This is a genomic window from Yoonia vestfoldensis, assembly GCF_002158905.1.
GTDB lineage: Bacteria > Pseudomonadota > Alphaproteobacteria > Rhodobacterales > Rhodobacteraceae > Yoonia > Yoonia vestfoldensis_B.
In genome coordinates this window covers 588,992-607,002 of the sequence record NZ_CP021431.1, presented here as the reverse complement: position 1 = coordinate 607,002, position 18,011 = coordinate 588,992, and the positions used below count along the sequence as shown (strand labels likewise).

General features: G+C 61.6%; 14 protein-coding genes. 11 read left to right on the top strand and 3 right to left on the bottom strand.

Going from position 1 to position 18,011, the window contains the following annotated elements:
• Positions 1-67 precede the first annotated feature (67 nt).
• The gene (locus LOKVESSMR4R_RS02955) at positions 68-271 is read left to right on the top strand and encodes a SlyX family protein (protein ID WP_204248711.1); all 204 of its coding nucleotides are present in this window, start codon (positions 68-70) and stop codon (positions 269-271) included.
• An 18-nt stretch (positions 272-289) separates the two neighbouring features.
• Here LOKVESSMR4R_RS02955 and dnaE read toward each other — a convergent pair whose 3' ends face one another.
• A complete protein-coding gene (gene dnaE, locus LOKVESSMR4R_RS02950) occupies positions 290-3,856 on the bottom strand; it encodes a DNA polymerase III subunit alpha (protein WP_087206233.1) in 3,567 nt (1,188 codons plus the stop codon).
• A gap of 90 nt (positions 3,857-3,946) precedes the next feature.
• On the opposite strand from dnaE, the gene LOKVESSMR4R_RS02945 reads away from it, so the two are divergent.
• The 8 genes from LOKVESSMR4R_RS02945 (at position 3,947) to LOKVESSMR4R_RS02910 (ending at position 13,529) form a co-directional block, all read left to right on the top strand.
• The gene (locus LOKVESSMR4R_RS02945) at positions 3,947-4,243 is read left to right on the top strand and encodes an ArsR/SmtB family transcription factor (protein WP_087206232.1); all 297 of its coding nucleotides are present in this window, start codon (positions 3,947-3,949) and stop codon (positions 4,241-4,243) included.
• 166 nt (positions 4,244-4,409) lie between these two features.
• Positions 4,410-5,765, top strand: coding sequence for a xanthine dehydrogenase small subunit (locus LOKVESSMR4R_RS02940; RefSeq protein ID WP_087206231.1), 1,356 nt, complete (start codon positions 4,410-4,412; stop codon positions 5,763-5,765).
• Complete coding sequence (xdhB, locus tag LOKVESSMR4R_RS02935) at positions 5,762-8,110, top strand: xanthine dehydrogenase molybdopterin binding subunit (protein ID WP_087206230.1); 2,349 nt, start codon at positions 5,762-5,764, stop codon at positions 8,108-8,110. The genes LOKVESSMR4R_RS02940 and xdhB overlap by 4 nt, the downstream gene beginning before the upstream one ends.
• On the top strand, positions 8,107-8,844 hold the full coding sequence (xdhC, locus tag LOKVESSMR4R_RS02930; protein ID WP_087206229.1) for a xanthine dehydrogenase accessory protein XdhC: 738 nt from the start codon (positions 8,107-8,109) through the stop codon (positions 8,842-8,844). Before xdhB ends, xdhC begins: the two co-directional genes overlap by 4 nt.
• Complete coding sequence (locus LOKVESSMR4R_RS02925; protein ID WP_087206228.1) at positions 8,841-10,364, top strand: ABC transporter ATP-binding protein; 1,524 nt, start codon at positions 8,841-8,843, stop codon at positions 10,362-10,364. The genes xdhC and LOKVESSMR4R_RS02925 overlap by 4 nt, the downstream gene beginning before the upstream one ends.
• 72 nt (positions 10,365-10,436) lie before the next feature.
• On the top strand, positions 10,437-11,516 hold the full coding sequence (locus LOKVESSMR4R_RS02920; RefSeq protein WP_087206227.1) for an ABC transporter permease: 1,080 nt from the start codon (positions 10,437-10,439) through the stop codon (positions 11,514-11,516).
• On the top strand, positions 11,516-12,430 hold the full coding sequence (locus tag LOKVESSMR4R_RS02915) for an ABC transporter permease (RefSeq protein ID WP_087206226.1): 915 nt from the start codon (positions 11,516-11,518) through the stop codon (positions 12,428-12,430). The genes LOKVESSMR4R_RS02920 and LOKVESSMR4R_RS02915 overlap by 1 nt, the downstream gene beginning before the upstream one ends.
• A gap of 25 nt (positions 12,431-12,455) precedes the next feature.
• On the top strand, positions 12,456-13,529 hold the full coding sequence (locus tag LOKVESSMR4R_RS02910) for a BMP family ABC transporter substrate-binding protein (RefSeq protein ID WP_087212482.1): 1,074 nt from the start codon (positions 12,456-12,458) through the stop codon (positions 13,527-13,529).
• A 50-nt stretch (positions 13,530-13,579) separates the two neighbouring features.
• Here the strand turns inward: LOKVESSMR4R_RS02910 and LOKVESSMR4R_RS02905 are convergent, their stop codons facing one another.
• Positions 13,580-15,130: an alanine/glycine:cation symporter family protein gene (locus tag LOKVESSMR4R_RS02905; RefSeq protein ID WP_420645900.1), complete on the bottom strand. Its 1,551-nt coding sequence runs from the start codon at positions 15,128-15,130 to the stop codon at positions 13,580-13,582.
• A gap of 11 nt (positions 15,131-15,141) precedes the next feature.
• A complete protein-coding gene (locus LOKVESSMR4R_RS02900; protein ID WP_087206224.1) occupies positions 15,142-15,582 on the bottom strand; it encodes a universal stress protein in 441 nt (146 codons plus the stop codon).
• A 315-nt stretch (positions 15,583-15,897) separates the two neighbouring features.
• Here LOKVESSMR4R_RS02900 and ettA point away from each other — a divergent pair, with 315 nt between their 5' ends.
• Positions 15,898-17,553 (top strand): energy-dependent translational throttle protein EttA, encoded by a 1,656-nt coding sequence (gene ettA / locus LOKVESSMR4R_RS02895; RefSeq protein ID WP_087206223.1) that lies wholly within the window; start codon positions 15,898-15,900, stop codon positions 17,551-17,553.
• 217 nt (positions 17,554-17,770) lie between these two features.
• Positions 17,771-17,977 (top strand): cold-shock protein, encoded by a 207-nt coding sequence (locus tag LOKVESSMR4R_RS02890; protein ID WP_007205742.1) that lies wholly within the window; start codon positions 17,771-17,773, stop codon positions 17,975-17,977.
• Positions 17,978-18,011: the final 34 nt, after the last annotated feature.

The following is an 18,011-nucleotide window of genomic DNA, read 5'->3' as shown; positions in this document are numbered from 1 at the left end:
AAAAATACTCAAAGCGCGACCGCGCCACAGGCTTTGCGCTCTGCGGTCGGGCGGTGTATCACAGGCTATGAACAGCATCGACCAGCTTGAAGAAAAAATTGCCCATCTGACGCGCAGCGTCGATGATCTATCCGAAGTGATCGCGCGGCAGGACAAGGAATTGGCCCTGTTGACGCGGCGCGTGGCCTTGCTGATCGAACGGGAAATGGCGCGCGATCAGGATACGGGCAGCAGTATTGTCTTGACCGACCAGCGCCCGCCGCATTGGTAGGGTGGATCATGATCCACCCTATGCGTCTTCGACCTCGATCACCCCGCCAAGGCTGCGAAGCGCGCCCTTGATCTGCGGATTGACGGGGAAAGGCTCGCCCAGCTCCAGCTCGACCTCGCCGGGCAGCTCGGCATTTGTCAGGCAGATATAGACCGGCCCGCGCGCCGCGCGCACCCCGTCGCGGGCCGCATTGGCCAGGATGCTGGCAATCGTGTCGATAGCGCCGGGGCTGTCAATGAAAACGCGCAATCCGGCAGAGCCTGCATCCGCCACCACGGCGTCGATGGGCGATACCGACCGGCCCAAAAGCTTCAGCTGATCCGCCTCCATCGTCGCCTCGCATTGCAGCACGATCTGCGATCCGGTCTCCAGATGGACGCGGGCGGTTTCCAGCGTGTCCGAAAACATCGTGACCTCGTATTGCCCCGTGGGATCGGACAATTGCACAAAGGCAAAGCGGTTGCCGCGCGCCGATTTGCGCTCTTGCCGCCCCGATACGGTGCCCGCCATCTTGACGATGGCCGCACCTCTTTCGGCCTTGGCGATCACCTCGTCCAGCGTCAGCACCTGCTTGCGCTTGAGCGCGGACATGTAATCATCAAGCGGGTGACCCGACAGATAGAATCCGATGGCCTTGAATTCTTCGGCCAGCCGTTCAGCAGGCAGCCAGTCATCGCCAAAGGCAAGGCGCGGTTCGGGCAGATCCTCGCCCGCATCCCCGAACAGCGACACTTGATTGGATGATTTCTGGTCATGGATCGCCGCCGAATAGGCGGTCAACGCATCAAGGCTATCCATCACGCGCCGCCGGTTCCGGTCAAGCACGTCGAACGCGCCCGCGCGCGCGAGCATTTCCAGCGACCGTTTGCCGATCCGTTTGAGATCGCAGCGCCGGGCGAAATCGAACAGGTTCACAAACGGTTTCGATCCCGCCCCGGACCCCGATCCGGGGCCTCCGGCAGAGCGCGGCGCCGGGTCAAGCCCGGGGTGACCCTCGCGGCCCGCGACGATCAGTTTCATCGCCTCGACGCCCACGTTCTTCAAAGCACCCAGCGCGTAGACCAGCTTGCCATCCTGCACCTCGAATGTCGCACCGGACCGGTTCACGCAGGGCGGGATATAATCGATCCCAAGGCCCTTTTTGACCTCTTGGAAATAGACACCCAGCTTGTCGGTCAGATGGATATCGCAATTCATCACACCAGCCATGAATTCGACGGGATGATTGGCCTTAAGCCATGCCGTCTGGTAACTGACCACGGCATAGGCGGCAGCATGGGATTTGTTGAAGCCGTAATTGGCGAATTTTTCCAGAAGGTCGAAAACCTCGCGCGCCTTTTTCGGCTCGACCCCGTTGGCCTTGGCGCCCGCCTCGAATTTGGGGCGTTCCTTGGCCATTTCCTCGGCGATCTTTTTACCCATCGCGCGGCGCAACAGGTCGGCCCCGCCAAGGCTGTAGCCCGCCATGACCTGCGCGATTTCCATCACCTGTTCCTGATAAACGATGATGCCTTGGGTTTCGGCCAGAATATGGTCGATCGACGGATGGATCGATTCTAACTCCTTGATCCCGTTTTTCACCTCGCAATAGGTAGGGATATTCTCCATCGGGCCGGGACGATAGAGCGCCACAAGTGCCACGATATCCTCGATACAGGTCGGTTTCATGCGCTTGAGCGCATCCATCATGCCAGAGCTTTCCACCTGGAACACCGCGATGGTCTTGGCGCTGGCGTAAAGCGCATAGGATTTCGGATCATCCAGCGGGATCGCTCCGATGTCGTATTCGAAACCCACGGGCGGCTGATACAGCACATCGCCATCCGCCGTGACATTCAGGCTGCGTCCCGCCTTGCGGATCAGCTCCACCGCATTCTGGATCACGGTCAGGGTCTTCAGCCCCAGAAAGTCGAATTTCACCAGCCCCGCCTGTTCGACCCATTTCATGTTGAACTGGGTGGCGGGCATGTCCGACCGCGGGTCTTGATACAAAGGCACCAATTCATCCAGCGGACGGTCGCCGATCACCACGCCAGCGGCATGGGTCGATGCGTTGCGCAGCAGCCCTTCGACCTGTTGGGCATAGGTCAGAAGGCGCTGGACGACCTCTTCATTCTTGGCCTCTTCGCGCAGGCGCGGTTCATCGGCCAGCGCCTTTTCGATACTGACCGGCTTGACGCCTTCGACGGGGATCATCTTGGACAGGCGGTCCACCTGCCCATAGGGCATCTGCAACACGCGCCCCACATCGCGCACGGCGGCCTTGGACAAAAGCGCGCCAAAGGTGATGATCTGCCCCACACGGTCGCGGCCGTATTTTTCCTGCACATAGCGGATCACCTCTTCGCGGCGGTCCATGCAAAAATCGATGTCGAAATCGGGCATCGACACGCGTTCTGGGTTCAGGAAGCGTTCAAACAGCAGGCTATAGCGCAAAGGGTCCAGATCGGTAATCAAGAGCGCATAAGCCACCAGCGAGCCTGCCCCCGACCCCCGCCCCGGCCCTACCGGAATTGCGTGATCCTTGGCCCATTTGATGAAATCGGCCACGATCAGGAAATAGCCGGGAAAGCCCATGCCCTCGATAATGCCCAGTTCGAAATCAAGCCGTTTTTCATAATCCTCGACAGGGGCCGCATGCGGGATCACGGCCAGCCGTGCGCGCAGCCCTTCTTGGGCTTGGCGGCGCAGTTCGGCGACCTCGTCATCGGCGAATTTGGGCAGGATCGGCGCGCGTTTATAGGCTTTGAAGGCGCAGCGCTGCGCGATCTCGATGGTGTTTTCCAGCGCTTCGGGCAGGTCCGCGAACAGGGTCGCCATTTCGCGCGGCGTCTTGAAATAATGCTGCGGCGTCAGGCGGCGGCGGGGTTCCTGCTGATCGACATAGGCCCCATCGGCGATGCAGATCAGCGCGTCATGCGCCTCGTAAAAGGCCGATTTGGGGAAATAGACATCATTGGTCGCCACCAAAGGCAATTGCTTGGCATAGGCCATTTCAATATGGCCGCGTTCGGACAGGCGTTCCGCATCGGGCAGGCCATTATCAACCGGATGGCGCTGCAATTCGACATAGAGCCGCTGCGGATAGATCGCGGCCAATTGGTCCAGCAACAGATCGGCCTTGGCCTGTTGGCCATGCCGCAATAGCCGCCCGATGGGGCCGTCAGGACCACCTGTCAGGCAGATCAGCCCCGCGCCATATTGCCCAAGTTCATCCACCGTGACCTGCGGCAATTCCCCCGCAGCATCCAGATAGGCGCAGGAATTCAGTTTCATCAGGTTCAGATAGCCGGTCTCATTCTGCGCCAGCAGCACGATTGGGGCGGGTGGTTCGGGCCTTTTGCCGGGTTCGGGGGTCGCATAGCCCAGATCGATCTGGCAGCCGATGATCGGCTGGACACCTGCCTTGACCGCGTATTCGGAAAATTCCAGCGCGCAGAACATGTTGTTGGTATCGGTCACCGCGACCGCAGGCATGCCCATCCCCGCCGCCAAAGGCGCCAGCGATTTGACCGGCACCGCCCCTTCGAGCAGGGAATATTCGGTATGGGTGCGCAGATGGATGAATCGGGGGCTGTCTGTCATTTGACGAAACTAGCGGATGGGCGCGCAGGCACAAGGTGGCGCGCGGCCCTTGCCTTGACTTGGACCGCCGAAGACTGCCACTAGGCGCCGATGACGGCGAAACTTGATAAATTCTTTGGGGCGATGTCCGATCCAACGCGCCGCGCGGTCTTGGAACGGTTGGCCGCTGGCCCGGCCAGCGTCGGCGAATTGCACCGCCCGCATAAGATGGCCCTGCCCACCTTCATGCGGCATCTCAAAGTGCTTGAAGACAGCGGCGTGTTGCGGTCTGTCAAGAAAGGCCGCGTGCGGATCTGCCAGCTGGAAACAGCGCCCTTGATCGAAGTCCAGGGCTGGCTGGCATGGCAACGCACGATCTGGGAAAACCGCGCCCAGGACCCGCGCTGAACCTCGCCCAATTTTTCAGCGAAGCTGCCGCAGCGGGCGGATTGGCGGCGAAAACCCTTGCAAAGCGGCGGGCGGGCCGGTTTGATACCTTGTGACTATGGGCAGATGTCTACGCCGCATCGACATCTGCATCCTTTTGATCTGGTAAGGCGGCAGGTCTACACCAATGGAAATCACGTTTCTTCTGAACGGGGAAACCATGCGCGTCACAGCGCAGCCCACCACGACATTGCTGGACTGGCTGCGCCACGCGCGCGGCCTTTGCGGCACCAAGGAAGGCTGCAACGAGGGCGATTGCGGCGCCTGCACCGTGATGGTGACGGATGCCAGCGGCGCCAAGGCGTTGAATGCCTGTATCCTGTTATTGCCCCAGCTGCATGGCAAGGCCATCCGCACCGTCGAAGGGATCGCCGCACCCGATGGCAGTCTGCATCCCGTGCAACAGGCGATGATCGATCATCACGGGTCGCAATGCGGGTTCTGCACCCCCGGTTTCATCGCCGCCATGGCAACCGCCCATCTGGCGGGCCGGAAAGACCATGACGATGTGCTGGCGGGCAATCTGTGCCGCTGCACCGGCTATGCCCCGATCATCCGCGCAGCCAAGGCGGCAGAGGCTTTGCCCAGCCCCGATTGGGTCAAGGACATCCCGCCTGCGGTGGATGCCGCCCCCTATGCGCCCGAAACTTTGGACGAGCTGGCCGCATATTACGCCGCCAACCCCGAGGCGACGATTGTCGCGGGGGCGACCGATGTGGGGCTATGGGTGACAAAGCAATTGCGCGACCTGCCAAAGCCGGTGTTCCTGCATCGCTGCGTGGATTTGCAGCAAATCTCGGTGACGGATGACGCCATCCACATTGGTGCTGGTGTGACCATGGCCACGGTTTTGGGCAAGATGGGTGAATATCACCCATCCTACGCGGAATTGATCCGGCGCTACGGGTCCGATCAGGTGCGCAATGCGGCAACCATCGGCGGCAATATCGCCAATGGCTCGCCCATCGGGGATAATCCACCGGCCTTGATCGCACTGGGCGCGACATTGCATCTGCGGCACGGGGATGACATGCGGCAGATGCCGATCGCGGATTTCTTCCTTGATTACGGAAAGCAGGACCGCAAGCCCGGCGAATTGGTGACGGGCGTGACCCTGCCACGCCGCGCGCCTGATCTGCGCTGCTACAAGATTTCCAAACGCTTCGATCAGGATATTTCCGCCGTCTGCGGCTGTTTCAATATTGGCGTTGTGGAGGGCGTGGTCACATCCGCGCGGATCGCCTTTGGCGGCATGGCGGGCGTGCCGAAACGCGCCGCGGCGGTCGAGGCGGCCCTGATCGGCCAGCCCTGGACGCAAGAGGTGGTCACGAAGGCCGCCCGCGCCTTTGCCAGCGATTTCACGCCCATGTCGGATATGCGCGCCAGTGCCGATTACCGGCTGGAGGTCGCGCAGAACCTGCTGCACCGCTATTTCGCGCAAAGCACCGGCCAAGCCGCCAATGTGCTGGAGGTCTCGGCATGAGCGTCGCCAAACCCCTGCCCCATGATGCCGCCCATCTGCATGTGACCGGTCAGGCGCGCTATATCGACGATATCCCCACGCCTGCAGGCACGCTGCATCTGGCCTTTGGCCTGTCGGATGTGGCCAAAGGCACCATCACCGCGATGGATCTTGCCGCCGTGCGTGCCGCCCCCGGTGTGGTCGCGGTGCTGGTGGCGGATGATCTGCCGTTTGCCAATGACGTGTCCCCTTCGGTGCATGACGAACCTTTGCTGGCCACGGGCGCGGTGCATTATCTGGGCCAGCCCCTGTTTCTGGTCGTGGCGGGCACCCACCTTGCCGCGCGCAAGGCGGCACGGCTGGGCAAGATCAGCATCAAGCCCGAATCGCCGATCCTGACCATCGAGGAGGCTTTGGCCGCCGATAGCCGGTTCGAGGATGGTCCACGTATCTGGACCAAGGGCGATGTGGACGCAGCCCTTGCCGCAGCGCCGCACCGCATCAAAGGCCGGATCGATATGGGCGGACAGGAACATTTCTATCTTGAAGGGCAAGCCGCCCTCGCCCTGCCGCAAGAAGGCGGGGATATGGTGGTGCAAAGTTCCACCCAGCACCCCACGGAAATCCAGCACAAGGTCGCGGATGCCCTGGGTCTGCCGATGCATGCCGTGCGCTGCGAGGTGCGCCGCATGGGCGGCGGGTTTGGCGGCAAGGAAAGCCAGGGCAATGCCTTGGCGGTGGCCTGTGCGGTGGCGGCGCGGTTGACGGGGCGGCCTTGCAAGATGCGCTATGACCGCGACGATGATATGATGATCACCGGCAAAAGGCATGATTTCCGCATCACCTATGACGTGGGTGTGGATGCGGATGGCCGGTTGCTCGCCGTGGATTTCGTGCAGATGACGCGTTGCGGCTGGGCGCTGGACCTGTCGCTGCCGGTGGCCGACCGCGCGATGCTGCATGCCGATAATGCCTATCATCTGCCCGCCGCGCGGATCACCTCGCACAGGCTCAAGACCAATACGCAATCGGCCACGGCGTTTCGCGGCTTTGGCGGGCCGCAGGGGGTGTTGGGGATCGAGCGGGTGATGGATCATATCGCGGCCGCGCTGGGGCTGGATCCGGCCATCGTCCGGCAACGTAATTTCTATGTGGAGATGGCGGATGGGGGGCTGTCTGCCCCCCAGGGTGCTGCGCACCTGCCCCCCGAGGATATTTCACCTCGGAAGATGGAAGCACAGACAACGCCTTATCATATGCCGGTCACGGATTTCATCCTGCATGGCTTGGCAGAGCGGTTGTTGCAGAGTTCTGATTATCACGCGCGGCGCGCGGCGATTGCGCAATGGAACGCGCGCCAGCCGGTGCTGAAACGCGGGATCGCGTTCAGTCCGGTGAAATTCGGGATTTCCTTCACCCTGTCGCATCTCAACCAGGCGGGCGCGCTGGTGCATGTCTATCAGGACGGGTCGGTCCATATGAACCATGGCGGCACCGAGATGGGCCAAGGCCTGTTCCAGAAAGTGGCGCAGGTGGCGGCCAGCCGGTTCGGGATTGATGTCGCGGCGGTCAAAATCACCGCGACGGATACTGGCAAGGTGCCCAATACATCGGCGACGGCGGCCTCTTCGGGGTCGGATCTGAACGGGATGGCGGTGGCCGCTGCCTGCGACACGATCCGCGACCGCATTGCGGCCTGTCTGGCGCAGCTGCATCAGGCCCGCATCGAGGATGTGCATTTCGCCGATGGTCATGTCCATGTCGGCGGTGATGTGATGACATTCGCCAAGGCCGCGCAGACCGCCTATTTCCAGCGCGTCAGCCTGTCGGCCACGGGGTTCTACAAGACGCCGGGGCTGAGCTGGGACCGGATCAAGGGCGAAGGCACACCGTTTTTCTATTTCGCCCAAGGCGCGGCGGTGACCGAGGTGGTGATTGACACGCTGACCGGCGAGAACCGGATTTTGCGCGCGGATTTGCTGCATGATGCGGGCGCATCCTTGAACCCTGCGCTGGATATCGGGCAGGTCGAGGGCGCCTATGTGCAAGGCGCGGGCTGGCTGACCACCGAAGAACTGGTCTGGGATGCCAAGGGGCGTCTGCGCACCCATGCGCCGGCGACCTATAAAATCCCCGCCTGTTCGGACCGGCCTGATGTTTTCAACGTGGCGCTCTGGGATCAGCCCAATCCAGCGCAGACGATCTATCGGTCCAAGGCCGTGGGCGAGCCGCCTTTCATGCTGGGGATTTCCGCCTTTCTGGCCTTGTCAGCGGCGGTGCAGGCTTGCGGGCCGCGCTATCCCGATCTGCAGGCGCCCGCCACGGCCGAGGAAGTATTGCGCGCAATCCATAGGGCGCGCGGATGACGGGCATTCGCATCACTGTCGCGCAGATTGCGGGATCGGCCCCGCGCGAGCCGGGCGCGCAGATGATGGTCTGGCCGGATCGCAGCGAAGGCACGATCGGCGGTGGCGCGCTGGAATGGGAGGCCATTGCCGAGGCGCGCCGGATGCTGGCGGATGGGCGCGCAGAGCATCGCGCGACGATCCCGCTGGGGCCTGCCTTGGGCCAGTGCTGCGGTGGGTCGGTGACATTGTTGTGGGAGGTGGCGGAGGCGCTGGCAGAGCAACCGCGCCGCCCGCTGTGGATTTACGGCGCAGGCCATGTGGGCCGCGCCATCGTGCATGTGATGCAGCCTTTGCCGGATGTCGCGATCACCTGGGTCGATGTGGCCGCTGACAGGTTTCCGCAAACCGATGTCACCACGCTGGTGGCCGTCGATCCCGCGCAGGTCGTGCGCCATGCGCCCGATGACGCCGATCATCTGATCCTGACCTATAGCCATGCGCTAGACCTGGCCCTGTGCCATGCGATCCTGTCGCGTCCTTTCGCGCGCGCGGGGCTGATCGGATCGGCGACCAAATGGGCGCGGTTTCGTAAGCGCTTGGCCGCCTTGGGGCATCATTCTGCCCAAATCGACCGCATCGCCTGCCCGATCGGTGATCCGGCATTGGGGAAACATCCCGCAGCCCTTGCGCTTGGCGTCGCAATTGCCATGATCAGCACCGAGACGCGCCACAGCAAGGAACGCCGGGCATGACCACAGCTTTGCTGCGACTGAGCGGCCTGACCAAAGCCTATCCCGGCGTCGTGGCCAATCAGGATGTGTCTTTCGACGTGCAGCCGGGCGAGATCCACGCGCTTCTGGGCGAGAATGGCGCGGGCAAATCGACCTTGGTCAAGACGATCTATGGCCTTGTCAAACCCGATGCGGGACAGATGGAGCTGCAAGGCGCGCCCTTTGCCCCGGCCGAGCCGCGGGCGGCACGCGCCGCTGGCGTGGCGATGGTGTTCCAGCATTTTTCGCTTTTCGATGCGATGAATGTGGCCGAGAACATTGCGCTGGGCATGGAAAACCCGCCGCCCCAGCGCGAGATCGCGGCGCGGGTGCGGCTTGTGTCGGATCATTATGGCCTGCCATTGGACCCGACCCGGATCGTGGGCGAGCTTTCGGCGGGCGAACGCCAGCGGGTCGAGATCGTGCGCTGCCTGTTGCAGGACCCCAAGCTGTTGATCATGGACGAACCGACATCGGTGCTGACCCCGCAAGAGGTGGCGATCCTGTTCGAGACCCTGCGCCGGTTGCGCGCGGCGGGCACGGCGATCCTTTATATCTCGCATAAGCTGGAGGAAATCCGCACGCTGTGTGATGCGGCCACCGTGCTGCGCTTGGGCCGTGTCGTGGGCAGCTGCGAGCCGCGCGCGACATCGGCCCGCGCGATGGCCGAATTGATGGTCGGCAGCAGCCTGCATGTGCCGCATAAGGCCGCGCGCCCCGAAGGCGACGTGATCCTGACCCTGCAAGGGCTAAGCGCCAAGGCTCCGCACCGCTTTGGCACCGCGCTGCGCGACATCGACCTGACGGTCAGGCGCGGCGAGATTCTGGGCATCGGCGGGGTGGCGGGCAATGGTCAGGACGAGCTGGTCGCGGCCTTGTCGGGCGAGATTCGCACGGCGCGCGATATGGTGCAGTTTGACGGCCAGGGCATCGGGCATCTGGCGCCCAATACGCGCCGCCATCTGGGGCTGCTGGCCGCGCCCGAGGAACGGATGGGCCATGCCGCCGCCCCCGATATGTCCTTGACCGAAAATGCGCTGCTGACAGCCGCTGTCCGGCAGGATCTGACCGCGCGCGGGTTCGTGCGCTGGGGCAAGGCGCGTGCATTCGCGGGCAGCGTGATTGCCGCATTCGACGTGCGCACGCCGGGGGCGGGCAATACCGCGCGGTCGCTGTCGGGCGGCAATCTGCAGAAATTCGTGATCGGCCGCGAGATCATGCAAGACCCCGCCGTGCTGGTAGTGAACCAGCCGACCTGGGGCGTCGATGCTTCGGCTGCGGCGGCGATCCGGCAGGCCTTGCTGGATCTCGCGGCCAAGGGGGCGGCGGTGATCTGTATCAGTCAGGATCTGGATGAATTGATGGAAATTTCGGACAGGTTCGCAGCCCTTAACGGCGGGCGGTTGTCAGCACCCCGTCCTGCGCAGGGGCTGAGCGTGGAACAGATCGGGCTGATGCTGGGCGGTGCGCATGATATGGAGGTGGCGCATGTGGAGGCCTGACTTTGATGCCTCCGGCGGGGATCACGGTGAATTGTGCAACAATTCACCGCGCTCGGAAGATGGGGGGATCGCATGATCAGGCTTGAGAAACGCACGGCCCCCTCGCGGTTCTGGACCTATGCCGCCCCCGTGCTGGCGGTGGTGCTGACCATGGTTTGCGGCGCGCTGTTGTTTGCCGCCTTGGGCAATGATCCTTTCGTGACGATCCGCACAATTTTCTGGGACCCGCTGTTTTCTGAATTCTCGTGGTATTACCGCCCGCAGTTGTTGATCAAGGCGGCGCCTTTGGTGCTGATTGCCATTGGCCTGTCCTTCGGGTTTCGTGCGGGGGTGTGGAATATCGGGGCGGAAGGCCAGTATATTCTGGGCGCGATCTGCGGGGCGGCGGTGGGGCTGGCCTTTTATCCAACTGAAAGCCCGTTCATCTTTCCGCTGATGATCATGGCGGGGGCTTTGGGCGGCTGGGCCTGGGCCATGATACCCGGCGTTCTGCGGGTCCGGTTCGGGACCAATGAAATCCTTGTGTCCTTGATGCTGGTCTATGTGGCGCAGAACCTGCTGGCCTCGATGGCGCTGGGGGCTTTGCGCAACCCCGATGCCAGCGGGTTTCCGGGCAGCCGGAACCTTGCGCGCTATCCATCCGCGACAAGCTGGATCAATGAAAGTGCCGGGCTGCATTGGGGGGTTGTCTTTGCGCTGATCGCGGTGATTTTCGCCTATATCACCCTGTCGCGGCATATTTTCGGGTTTCATGTGCGCCTGTCGGGGCAAAGCCCGCGCGCGGCGCGGTTCGCGGGCGTAAACCCCGGCCTGTTGGTGTTGATCTGTATGGGGATTTCAGGGGCGCTGGCGGGATTGGCAGGATTGTTTGAAGTGGCGGGGCCATCGGGGTTGATCAGCATTGATTTCAACGCAGGCTATGGGTTCACCGCGATCATCGTGGCCTTTCTGGGCCGGTTGCATCCGGTAGGCATCTTGCTGGCGGCGGGGTTGATGGCGCTGACCTATATCGGCGGCGAGATCGCACAGGCCAATCTGCGCCTGCCTGCGGCGGCCATTCAATTGCTACAGGGGATGCTGTTGTTCTTCCTGCTGGCGGTAGATGTGCTGACGCATTATCGGCTTCGGTTCAGCACACAAAGGCTCGCATGATGGATCTATCCGCAATCAACCCGATCCTTTTGCTGGCCTCGCTGATGGTGGCGGCGACCCCGATCCTGCTGGCCGCCATCGGCGAGCTGGTGGTCGAACGCGCGGGCGTGCTGAACCTTGGTGTCGAGGGGATGATGATCACCGGCGCTGTCTGCGGCTTTATCGTGACGATCAATGCGGGGTCTCCCTTGATCGGTTTCGCGGGGGCCGCAATTGGCGGCGCGCTGCTGGCGCTGGTCTTTGGCGTGCTGACGCAGATTCTGCTGTCCAATCAGGTGGCGACCGGGCTGGCGCTGACATTGTTCGGGCTGGGGCTCGCGGCGTTGCTGGGGCAAGGCTATATCGGGATCAAGGCCCCGGTCATTCCCAAATGGCCCGTGCCGGTATTGAGCGATATTCCCGTGATCGGGCCGATCCTGTTCAACCATGATCCCATTGTCTATCTGGGCATCCTGATCGTCGCGGCGGTCTGGGTCTTTCTAAGCTACAGCCGCGCGGGACTGATCCTGCGCGCGGTCGGCGAAAACCACGAAGCGGCCCATGCGCTGGGCTATCATGTGATTCGCGTGCGCCTGCTGGCGATCATGTTCGGCGGGGCCTGCGCCGGGCTGGGCGGGGCCTATCTGAGCCTTGTGCGCGTGCCGCAATGGACCGAAGGCATGACCGCCGGTGCCGGCTGGATCGCGCTGGCCATCGTCGTTTTCGCCAGCTGGCGGCCATGGCGGCTTTTGCTGGGTGCTTATTTATTTGGCGGTGTGACCGTCTTGCAGCTTAATCTACAGGCGGCGGGGATGGCGATCCCGGTGGCTTATCTTTCCATGGCACCATATCTGGCAACTATTCTGGTTCTGGTTATGATGCGTGCTGGACGGGCACCGGGGTCGCTGGCCCAGTCTTTCCACGCCTCGCGTTGAGGCTTTGACCACCAAGGGGATGAACATGATTATCAAGAACTTACTGGCCGGGACGGGCATTGCGCTTGCCTTGGCAACCGGCGCGTTTGCGCAGGACACGACCACCGTCGGTTTCGTCTATGTGGGCCCCGTCGGCGACGGCGGCTGGACCTATGAACATGACAAGGGCCGTCAGGCTGTCGAAGCCCATTTTGGCGACGCTGTCGAAACCGTCTTTGTCGAAAGCGTGCCCGAAGGCCCCGATGCCGAACGCGTCATGACGCAGATGGCATTACAGGGTGCCGACCTGATCTTTACCACGTCCTTTGGCTATATGGACGCGACGATCAACGTGGCTGAACGTTTCCCGGACGTGAAATTCGAACATGCGACGGGTTACAAGACCGCCGATAACGTGGCGATCTATAATGCCCGTTTCTACGAAGGCCGCGCCATTCAGGGCCATATCGCGGGCCAGATGACCGAAAGCAATATCGTCGGCTATATCGGGTCCTACCCGATCCCCGAGGTGATCCAGGGCATCAACTCTGCCTTTATCCATGCGCGTGAAGTGAACCCCGATGTCGAATTCCGCGTCGTCTGGGCCTATACTTGGTTCGACCCCGCCAAAGAGGCCGAGGCCGCGACCGTGCTGATCGAACAGGGCGCTGATGTGATCCTGCAGCACACCGATTCGACCGCACCGCAGGCTGCTGCACAGGCCGCCGGCAATGTGGTCACCTTTGGTCAGGCATCCGATATGTCCGAATTCGCGCCTTTCCCGCGCGTGTCGTCGATCATCGACGATTGGGCACCTTACTATATCGCCCGCACCCAGGCCGTGATTGATGGCACATGGGAAAGCACCGACACTTGGGACGGGATCCCCGAAGGCATGGTGGCCATCGGTGAAATCACCGAGGCTGTGCCTGCCGATGTCAAAGCCTCTGCCGAGGCGATGATCGCAGCGATCCGCAACCGCGAATACCACCCGTTCACCGGTCCGCTGAACCGTCAGGACGGGTCGGTCTGGCTGGCCGAAGGGGAGGTCGCCAGCGATGCGGACCTGCTGGGGATGAATTTCTACGTCGAAGGTCTGACCGGCGACATTCCGCAATAAGCGGTCTGAACTTGGTGAAAGGCCCCGCCAATTGGCGGGGCCTTTTGCGTTTATTTGGGCTGTTTGGCGATCTCGCCCGAGGCTAGCCGGCTGCGATAGCTGTGCAATTCACGCTTGACGATCGGCATCAGGAAATAGAGCGCGATGATATTCACGATCGCCATGGAAAACAGCATGGCATCGGAAAAATCGATCACCGGCCCAAGGCTGGCGGCAGCCCCGATCACGATGAAGAGGCAAAAGATGATCTTGAAGATCAGCTCCTTCACCGCCCCTTCGCCGAACAGATAGGTCCAGGCCTTCAGCCCGTAATAGGACCAGCTGATCATCGTGGAAAAGGCGAACAACACCACGGCCACCATCAACAGCACCGGAAACCACGAAAACGCGGTCGCATAGGCCGCCGAGGTCAGCGCCACGCCGCCGACATCGCCTGCGGTGGTGATCCGGCCCAATTCGGCGCTCCAGATATAAAGGCCCGTTGCGGGGTCTTGTGCCAGCACGCCGCTGATCACGATCACCAGCGCGGTCATGGTGCAGATCACCACCGTGTCGATGAAAGGTTCCAGCAATGCGACATAGCCTTCGGTCACGGGTTCCTTGGTGCGCACCGCCGAATGGGCGATGGCGGCAGACCCGATGCCAGCCTCGTTCGAAAAGGCCGCGCGCCGAAAGCCCTGGATCAGCGCGCCGGTGAAACCACCGACGACACCAAGCCCGGTAAAGGCACCCTCGATGATCTGGCCAAAGGCCCAGAGGATCTGGTCATAGTTGATCAGCAGGATCATCACCGAGACCAGCACATAGAAAATCCCCATGAAGGGCACGATCTTTTCGGTGACCCGTGCGATGGATTTCAGGCCACCCGCGATCACCGCAAAGGTCAGCAATGCCAGCGCAACCCCGGTGATCCAGCCCGGATAATCCCCGACCACGGTTGAAATCTGCGCATGGGCCTGATTGGCCTGAAACATATTGCCGCCACCCAAAGCGCCCAGAATGGTAAACACCGAAAACAGCACCGCCATCGCGCCACCCAAAGGCAGGCCGCGTTCCTGAAAACCTTTGACCATGTAATACATCGGCCCGCCGGACACGCTGCCATCGGGATATTCGTTGCGGTATTTGACGCCCAAGGTGCATTCGGTGAATTTCGTGGCCATCCCGAACAGCCCCGCCACGATCATCCAGAACGTGGCCCCGGCTCCGCCGATACTGACCGCGACAGCGACGCCTGCGATATTGCCAAGGCCGACCGTCCCCGACAGCGCCGTGGCAAGCGCCTGGAAATGGCTGACCTCGCCCGCGTCATTGGGATCGGAATAATCGCCTTTCACCAGCCGGATCGAATGGGCAAAGCCGCTGAACTGGATCGCGCCGAAATAGACGGTGAACACGACCGCCCCCACGACCAGCCACAAAGCGATCCATGAAAAGCTCGTGCCGGGCAGCGGCGCAAAGATAAAGCCGACATACCAGCCGGTATAATCGGCAAACAATGTGTTGATCCGCTCGTCAAGGCTGAGATTCTGTTGCGCGCTGGCCAGTCCGGGCAGCAGACAGGCAAAGAGCGTGGCCATGATGTGATGAAATCTATGCATGATGGACCCTTTCATGGAATGATCGTGACCGGCACGCTGGCCGTGGCGGCCAACCGGGCCGCGACACCGCCGAACAGCCGCGATTTCAGCCCGCGCGCGCCGATGCGCCCGACGATGATCTGCTTGGCCCCGTGATCGCGGGCCAGAGTGTCAAGGATCTCGGCCGCGTCGCCATGGCGCACGATCCCTTCCATGTCAAAGCCTTCGGCCTTGGACATGGTCAGCGCCGGATCAAGCACGCGTTCATGCGCCATGGCGATCTCGGCCTCGCGGCGCTTGTGCCGCTCGCGGTTTTCCTCGGCTGTCTGAAAGGTGAATGGCGACCATTCGATCACATAGCAGATGACAATGGCACAACCGCCGATGGCCGTGGCGCGGTCCTTGGCGAAGGCAAGCGCGCGCGCGCCCGTCTCGGACCCGTCAAGGCCGACGATGAAGGTGGTTTTCTCCATGGTGATACCCCGTTGGTTAATGTTGCTGTATCGCCTGCGGCACAGGCGTCGCATGGGCAGGTTCGGGTGCCTGCCTTCCACAACCATAGGGAAGATTGCGCATTTTTGGCGAAAAAACGGCAGGGTTGCGCAATTTTGGGAAAAGTGTCTGCCGCATGGGCGCAAAACTAATCAGATCGACTGCATAATGGCGATTGCGGGATCAAACATGCCGGGCATGGTCGCGCCAGCTTGGGCCTGCATCACCGATTGCCCCCCGCGCGGGCTTGCGTTATCGACAGGGCTGATCCTGATCAGAACAGCGGAGCAGCGCCAATGGCAGCCTATCAATTCGTCTATTTCATGGACGGCGTGTCCAAGACATATCCCGGCGGCAAAAAGGTGTTCGAGAACATCCGCCTGAACTTTTTGCCCGGTGTGAAAATCGGCGTCGTCGGCGTCAACGGCACGGGTAAATCCACGCTGATGCGGATCATGGCCGGACAGGACAAGGATTTCGCAGGCGAGGCTTGGGCCGCCGAAGGCGCGCGCGTCGGCTATCTGCCGCAGGAACCCGAACTCGACCCCGCGCTGACCGTGCGTGAAAACGTCATGCTGGGTGTGGCGGGCAAAAAGGCCATTCTGGATCGCTACAACGAAGTGGCGATGAATTATTCCGAAGAAACCGCCGATGAAATGGCCGCGCTTCAGGATGAAATCGACGCGCAGAACCTGTGGGATCTGGATGCGCAGATCGACATTTCGATGGAGGCTTTGCGCTGCCCCCCCGATGATGCCGATGTGACCACCCTTTCAGGCGGTGAAAAGCGCCGTGTCGCTTTGTGCAAACTGCTGCTCGAAGCGCCCGACATGCTGCTCTTGGACGAACCGACCAACCATCTGGACGCCGAAACCATCGCCTGGCTGCAACAGCATCTGATCGAGTATAAAGGCACGATCCTGATCGTCACGCATGACCGCTATTTCCTTGATGCGATCACAGGCTGGATTCTGGAACTCGACCGTGGGTCGGGCATCCCGCATGAAGGCAATTATTCCAGCTGGCTGGAAGCCAAGGCCAAGCGGCTGGAACGCGAAGCCAAGGAAGACAAATCCAAACAGCGCACGCTGGAACGCGAATTGGAATGGATGCGCCAAGGCGCCAAGGCACGGCAGGCCAAATCCAAGGCGCGGATCAGCGCCTATAACGATCTGGCCAACCAATCCGAACGCGAAAAGATGGGCCGCGCGCAGATCATCATCCCCAACGGTCCCCGTCTGGGCAACAAGGTGATCGAGGTCGAGGGCCTGAAAAAGGCGATGGGCGACAAGCTGTTGATCGAGGATCTGACATTCGATCTGCCGCCGGGCGGCATTGTCGGCGTGATCGGGCCGAACGGTGCAGGTAAATCCACGCTGTTTTCGATGCTGACCGGTCAGGCCCAGCCCGATGAAGGCTCTGTCACCTATGGCGACACCGTGAAACTATCCTATGTCGACCAATCCCGCGACGCGCTGGCCCCCGATGCCACCGTCTGGGAAGAAATCACCGGTGGCGCGGAAATCATCATGCTGGGCGATGCGCAGATGAACAGCCGCGCCTATTGCTCTGCCTTCAACTTCAAAGGCGGCGACCAGCAGAAAAAGGTCGGCCTGTTGTCGGGCGGGGAACGTAACCGCGTGCATATGGCCAAGCTCTTGAAATCCGGCGGCAATGTCTTGCTGTTGGACGAGCCGACCAACGATCTGGACGTTGAAACCCTGCGCGCGCTCGAAGATGCGCTGGTCGATTTCGCGGGCTGCGCCGTGGTCATTTCGCACGACCGTTTCTTCCTTGACCGGATCTGCACGCATATCCTGGCCTTTGAAGGCGATGCGCATGTCGAATGGTTCCAAGGCGGGTTCACCGATTACGAGGAAGACAAAAAGGCCCGTCTGGGCGCTGACGCGCTGGAACCCAAGCGGATGAAGCACAAGAAATTCGTGCGCTAAGCCTGCCGGATTGCGCGGCGCCACCCCGATGCCGCGCCGCGCAAACCGCCTGCTTTCAAAGTTTCCCTTGCTTTATTGCGGTGCAAGCCCCATGTAGGGGCTGCAAACGTTATTCTTTTCGACCCACTGTTCTCCTTTCGGCCACAGTCACTCGATCAAGTTCTGACTAAGCCGCGCTGCCGCAATCTCGCGGGCAGCATCAAAAAGGAATAATACGATGGCCAATGGCACCGTAAAGTGGTTCAACGCAACTAAAGGCTTCGGCTTTATCGCTCCTGAAGGTGGATCCAAGGACGTTTTCGTTCACATCTCTGCCGTGGAACGTTCCGGCCTGACCGGCCTGAAAGATGACCAGAAGGTCACTTTCGACATCGAATCCGGCCGTGATGGCCGCGAATCCGCGATCAACCTCGCGCTCGCATAAGATCTCGATCTAGAAATGGCGCGCGGTTTCCGTG

Excerpts from the sequence above, each read along its gene's own strand:
- LOKVESSMR4R_RS02955 (WP_204248711.1), top strand. The coding sequence starts at position 68 with ATGAACAGCATCGACCAGCTTGAAGAAAAAATTGCCCATCTGACGCGC.
- dnaE (WP_087206233.1), bottom strand. The coding sequence starts at position 3,856 with ATGACAGACAGCCCCCGATTCATCCATCTGCGCACCCATACCGAATAT.
- LOKVESSMR4R_RS02945 (WP_087206232.1), top strand. The coding sequence starts at position 3,947 with ATGACGGCGAAACTTGATAAATTCTTTGGGGCGATGTCCGATCCAACG.
- LOKVESSMR4R_RS02940 (WP_087206231.1), top strand. The coding sequence starts at position 4,410 with ATGGAAATCACGTTTCTTCTGAACGGGGAAACCATGCGCGTCACAGCG.
- xdhB (WP_087206230.1), top strand. The coding sequence starts at position 5,762 with ATGAGCGTCGCCAAACCCCTGCCCCATGATGCCGCCCATCTGCATGTG.
- xdhC (WP_087206229.1), top strand. The coding sequence starts at position 8,107 with ATGACGGGCATTCGCATCACTGTCGCGCAGATTGCGGGATCGGCCCCG.
- LOKVESSMR4R_RS02925 (WP_087206228.1), top strand. The coding sequence starts at position 8,841 with ATGACCACAGCTTTGCTGCGACTGAGCGGCCTGACCAAAGCCTATCCC.
- LOKVESSMR4R_RS02920 (WP_087206227.1), top strand. The coding sequence starts at position 10,437 with ATGATCAGGCTTGAGAAACGCACGGCCCCCTCGCGGTTCTGGACCTAT.
- LOKVESSMR4R_RS02915 (WP_087206226.1), top strand. The coding sequence starts at position 11,516 with ATGGATCTATCCGCAATCAACCCGATCCTTTTGCTGGCCTCGCTGATG.
- LOKVESSMR4R_RS02910 (WP_087212482.1), top strand. The coding sequence starts at position 12,456 with ATGATTATCAAGAACTTACTGGCCGGGACGGGCATTGCGCTTGCCTTG.
- LOKVESSMR4R_RS02905 (WP_420645900.1), bottom strand. The coding sequence starts at position 15,130 with ATGCATAGATTTCATCACATCATGGCCACGCTCTTTGCCTGTCTGCTG.
- LOKVESSMR4R_RS02900 (WP_087206224.1), bottom strand. The coding sequence starts at position 15,582 with ATGGAGAAAACCACCTTCATCGTCGGCCTTGACGGGTCCGAGACGGGC.
- ettA (WP_087206223.1), top strand. The coding sequence starts at position 15,898 with ATGGCAGCCTATCAATTCGTCTATTTCATGGACGGCGTGTCCAAGACA.
- LOKVESSMR4R_RS02890 (WP_007205742.1), top strand. The coding sequence starts at position 17,771 with ATGGCCAATGGCACCGTAAAGTGGTTCAACGCAACTAAAGGCTTCGGC.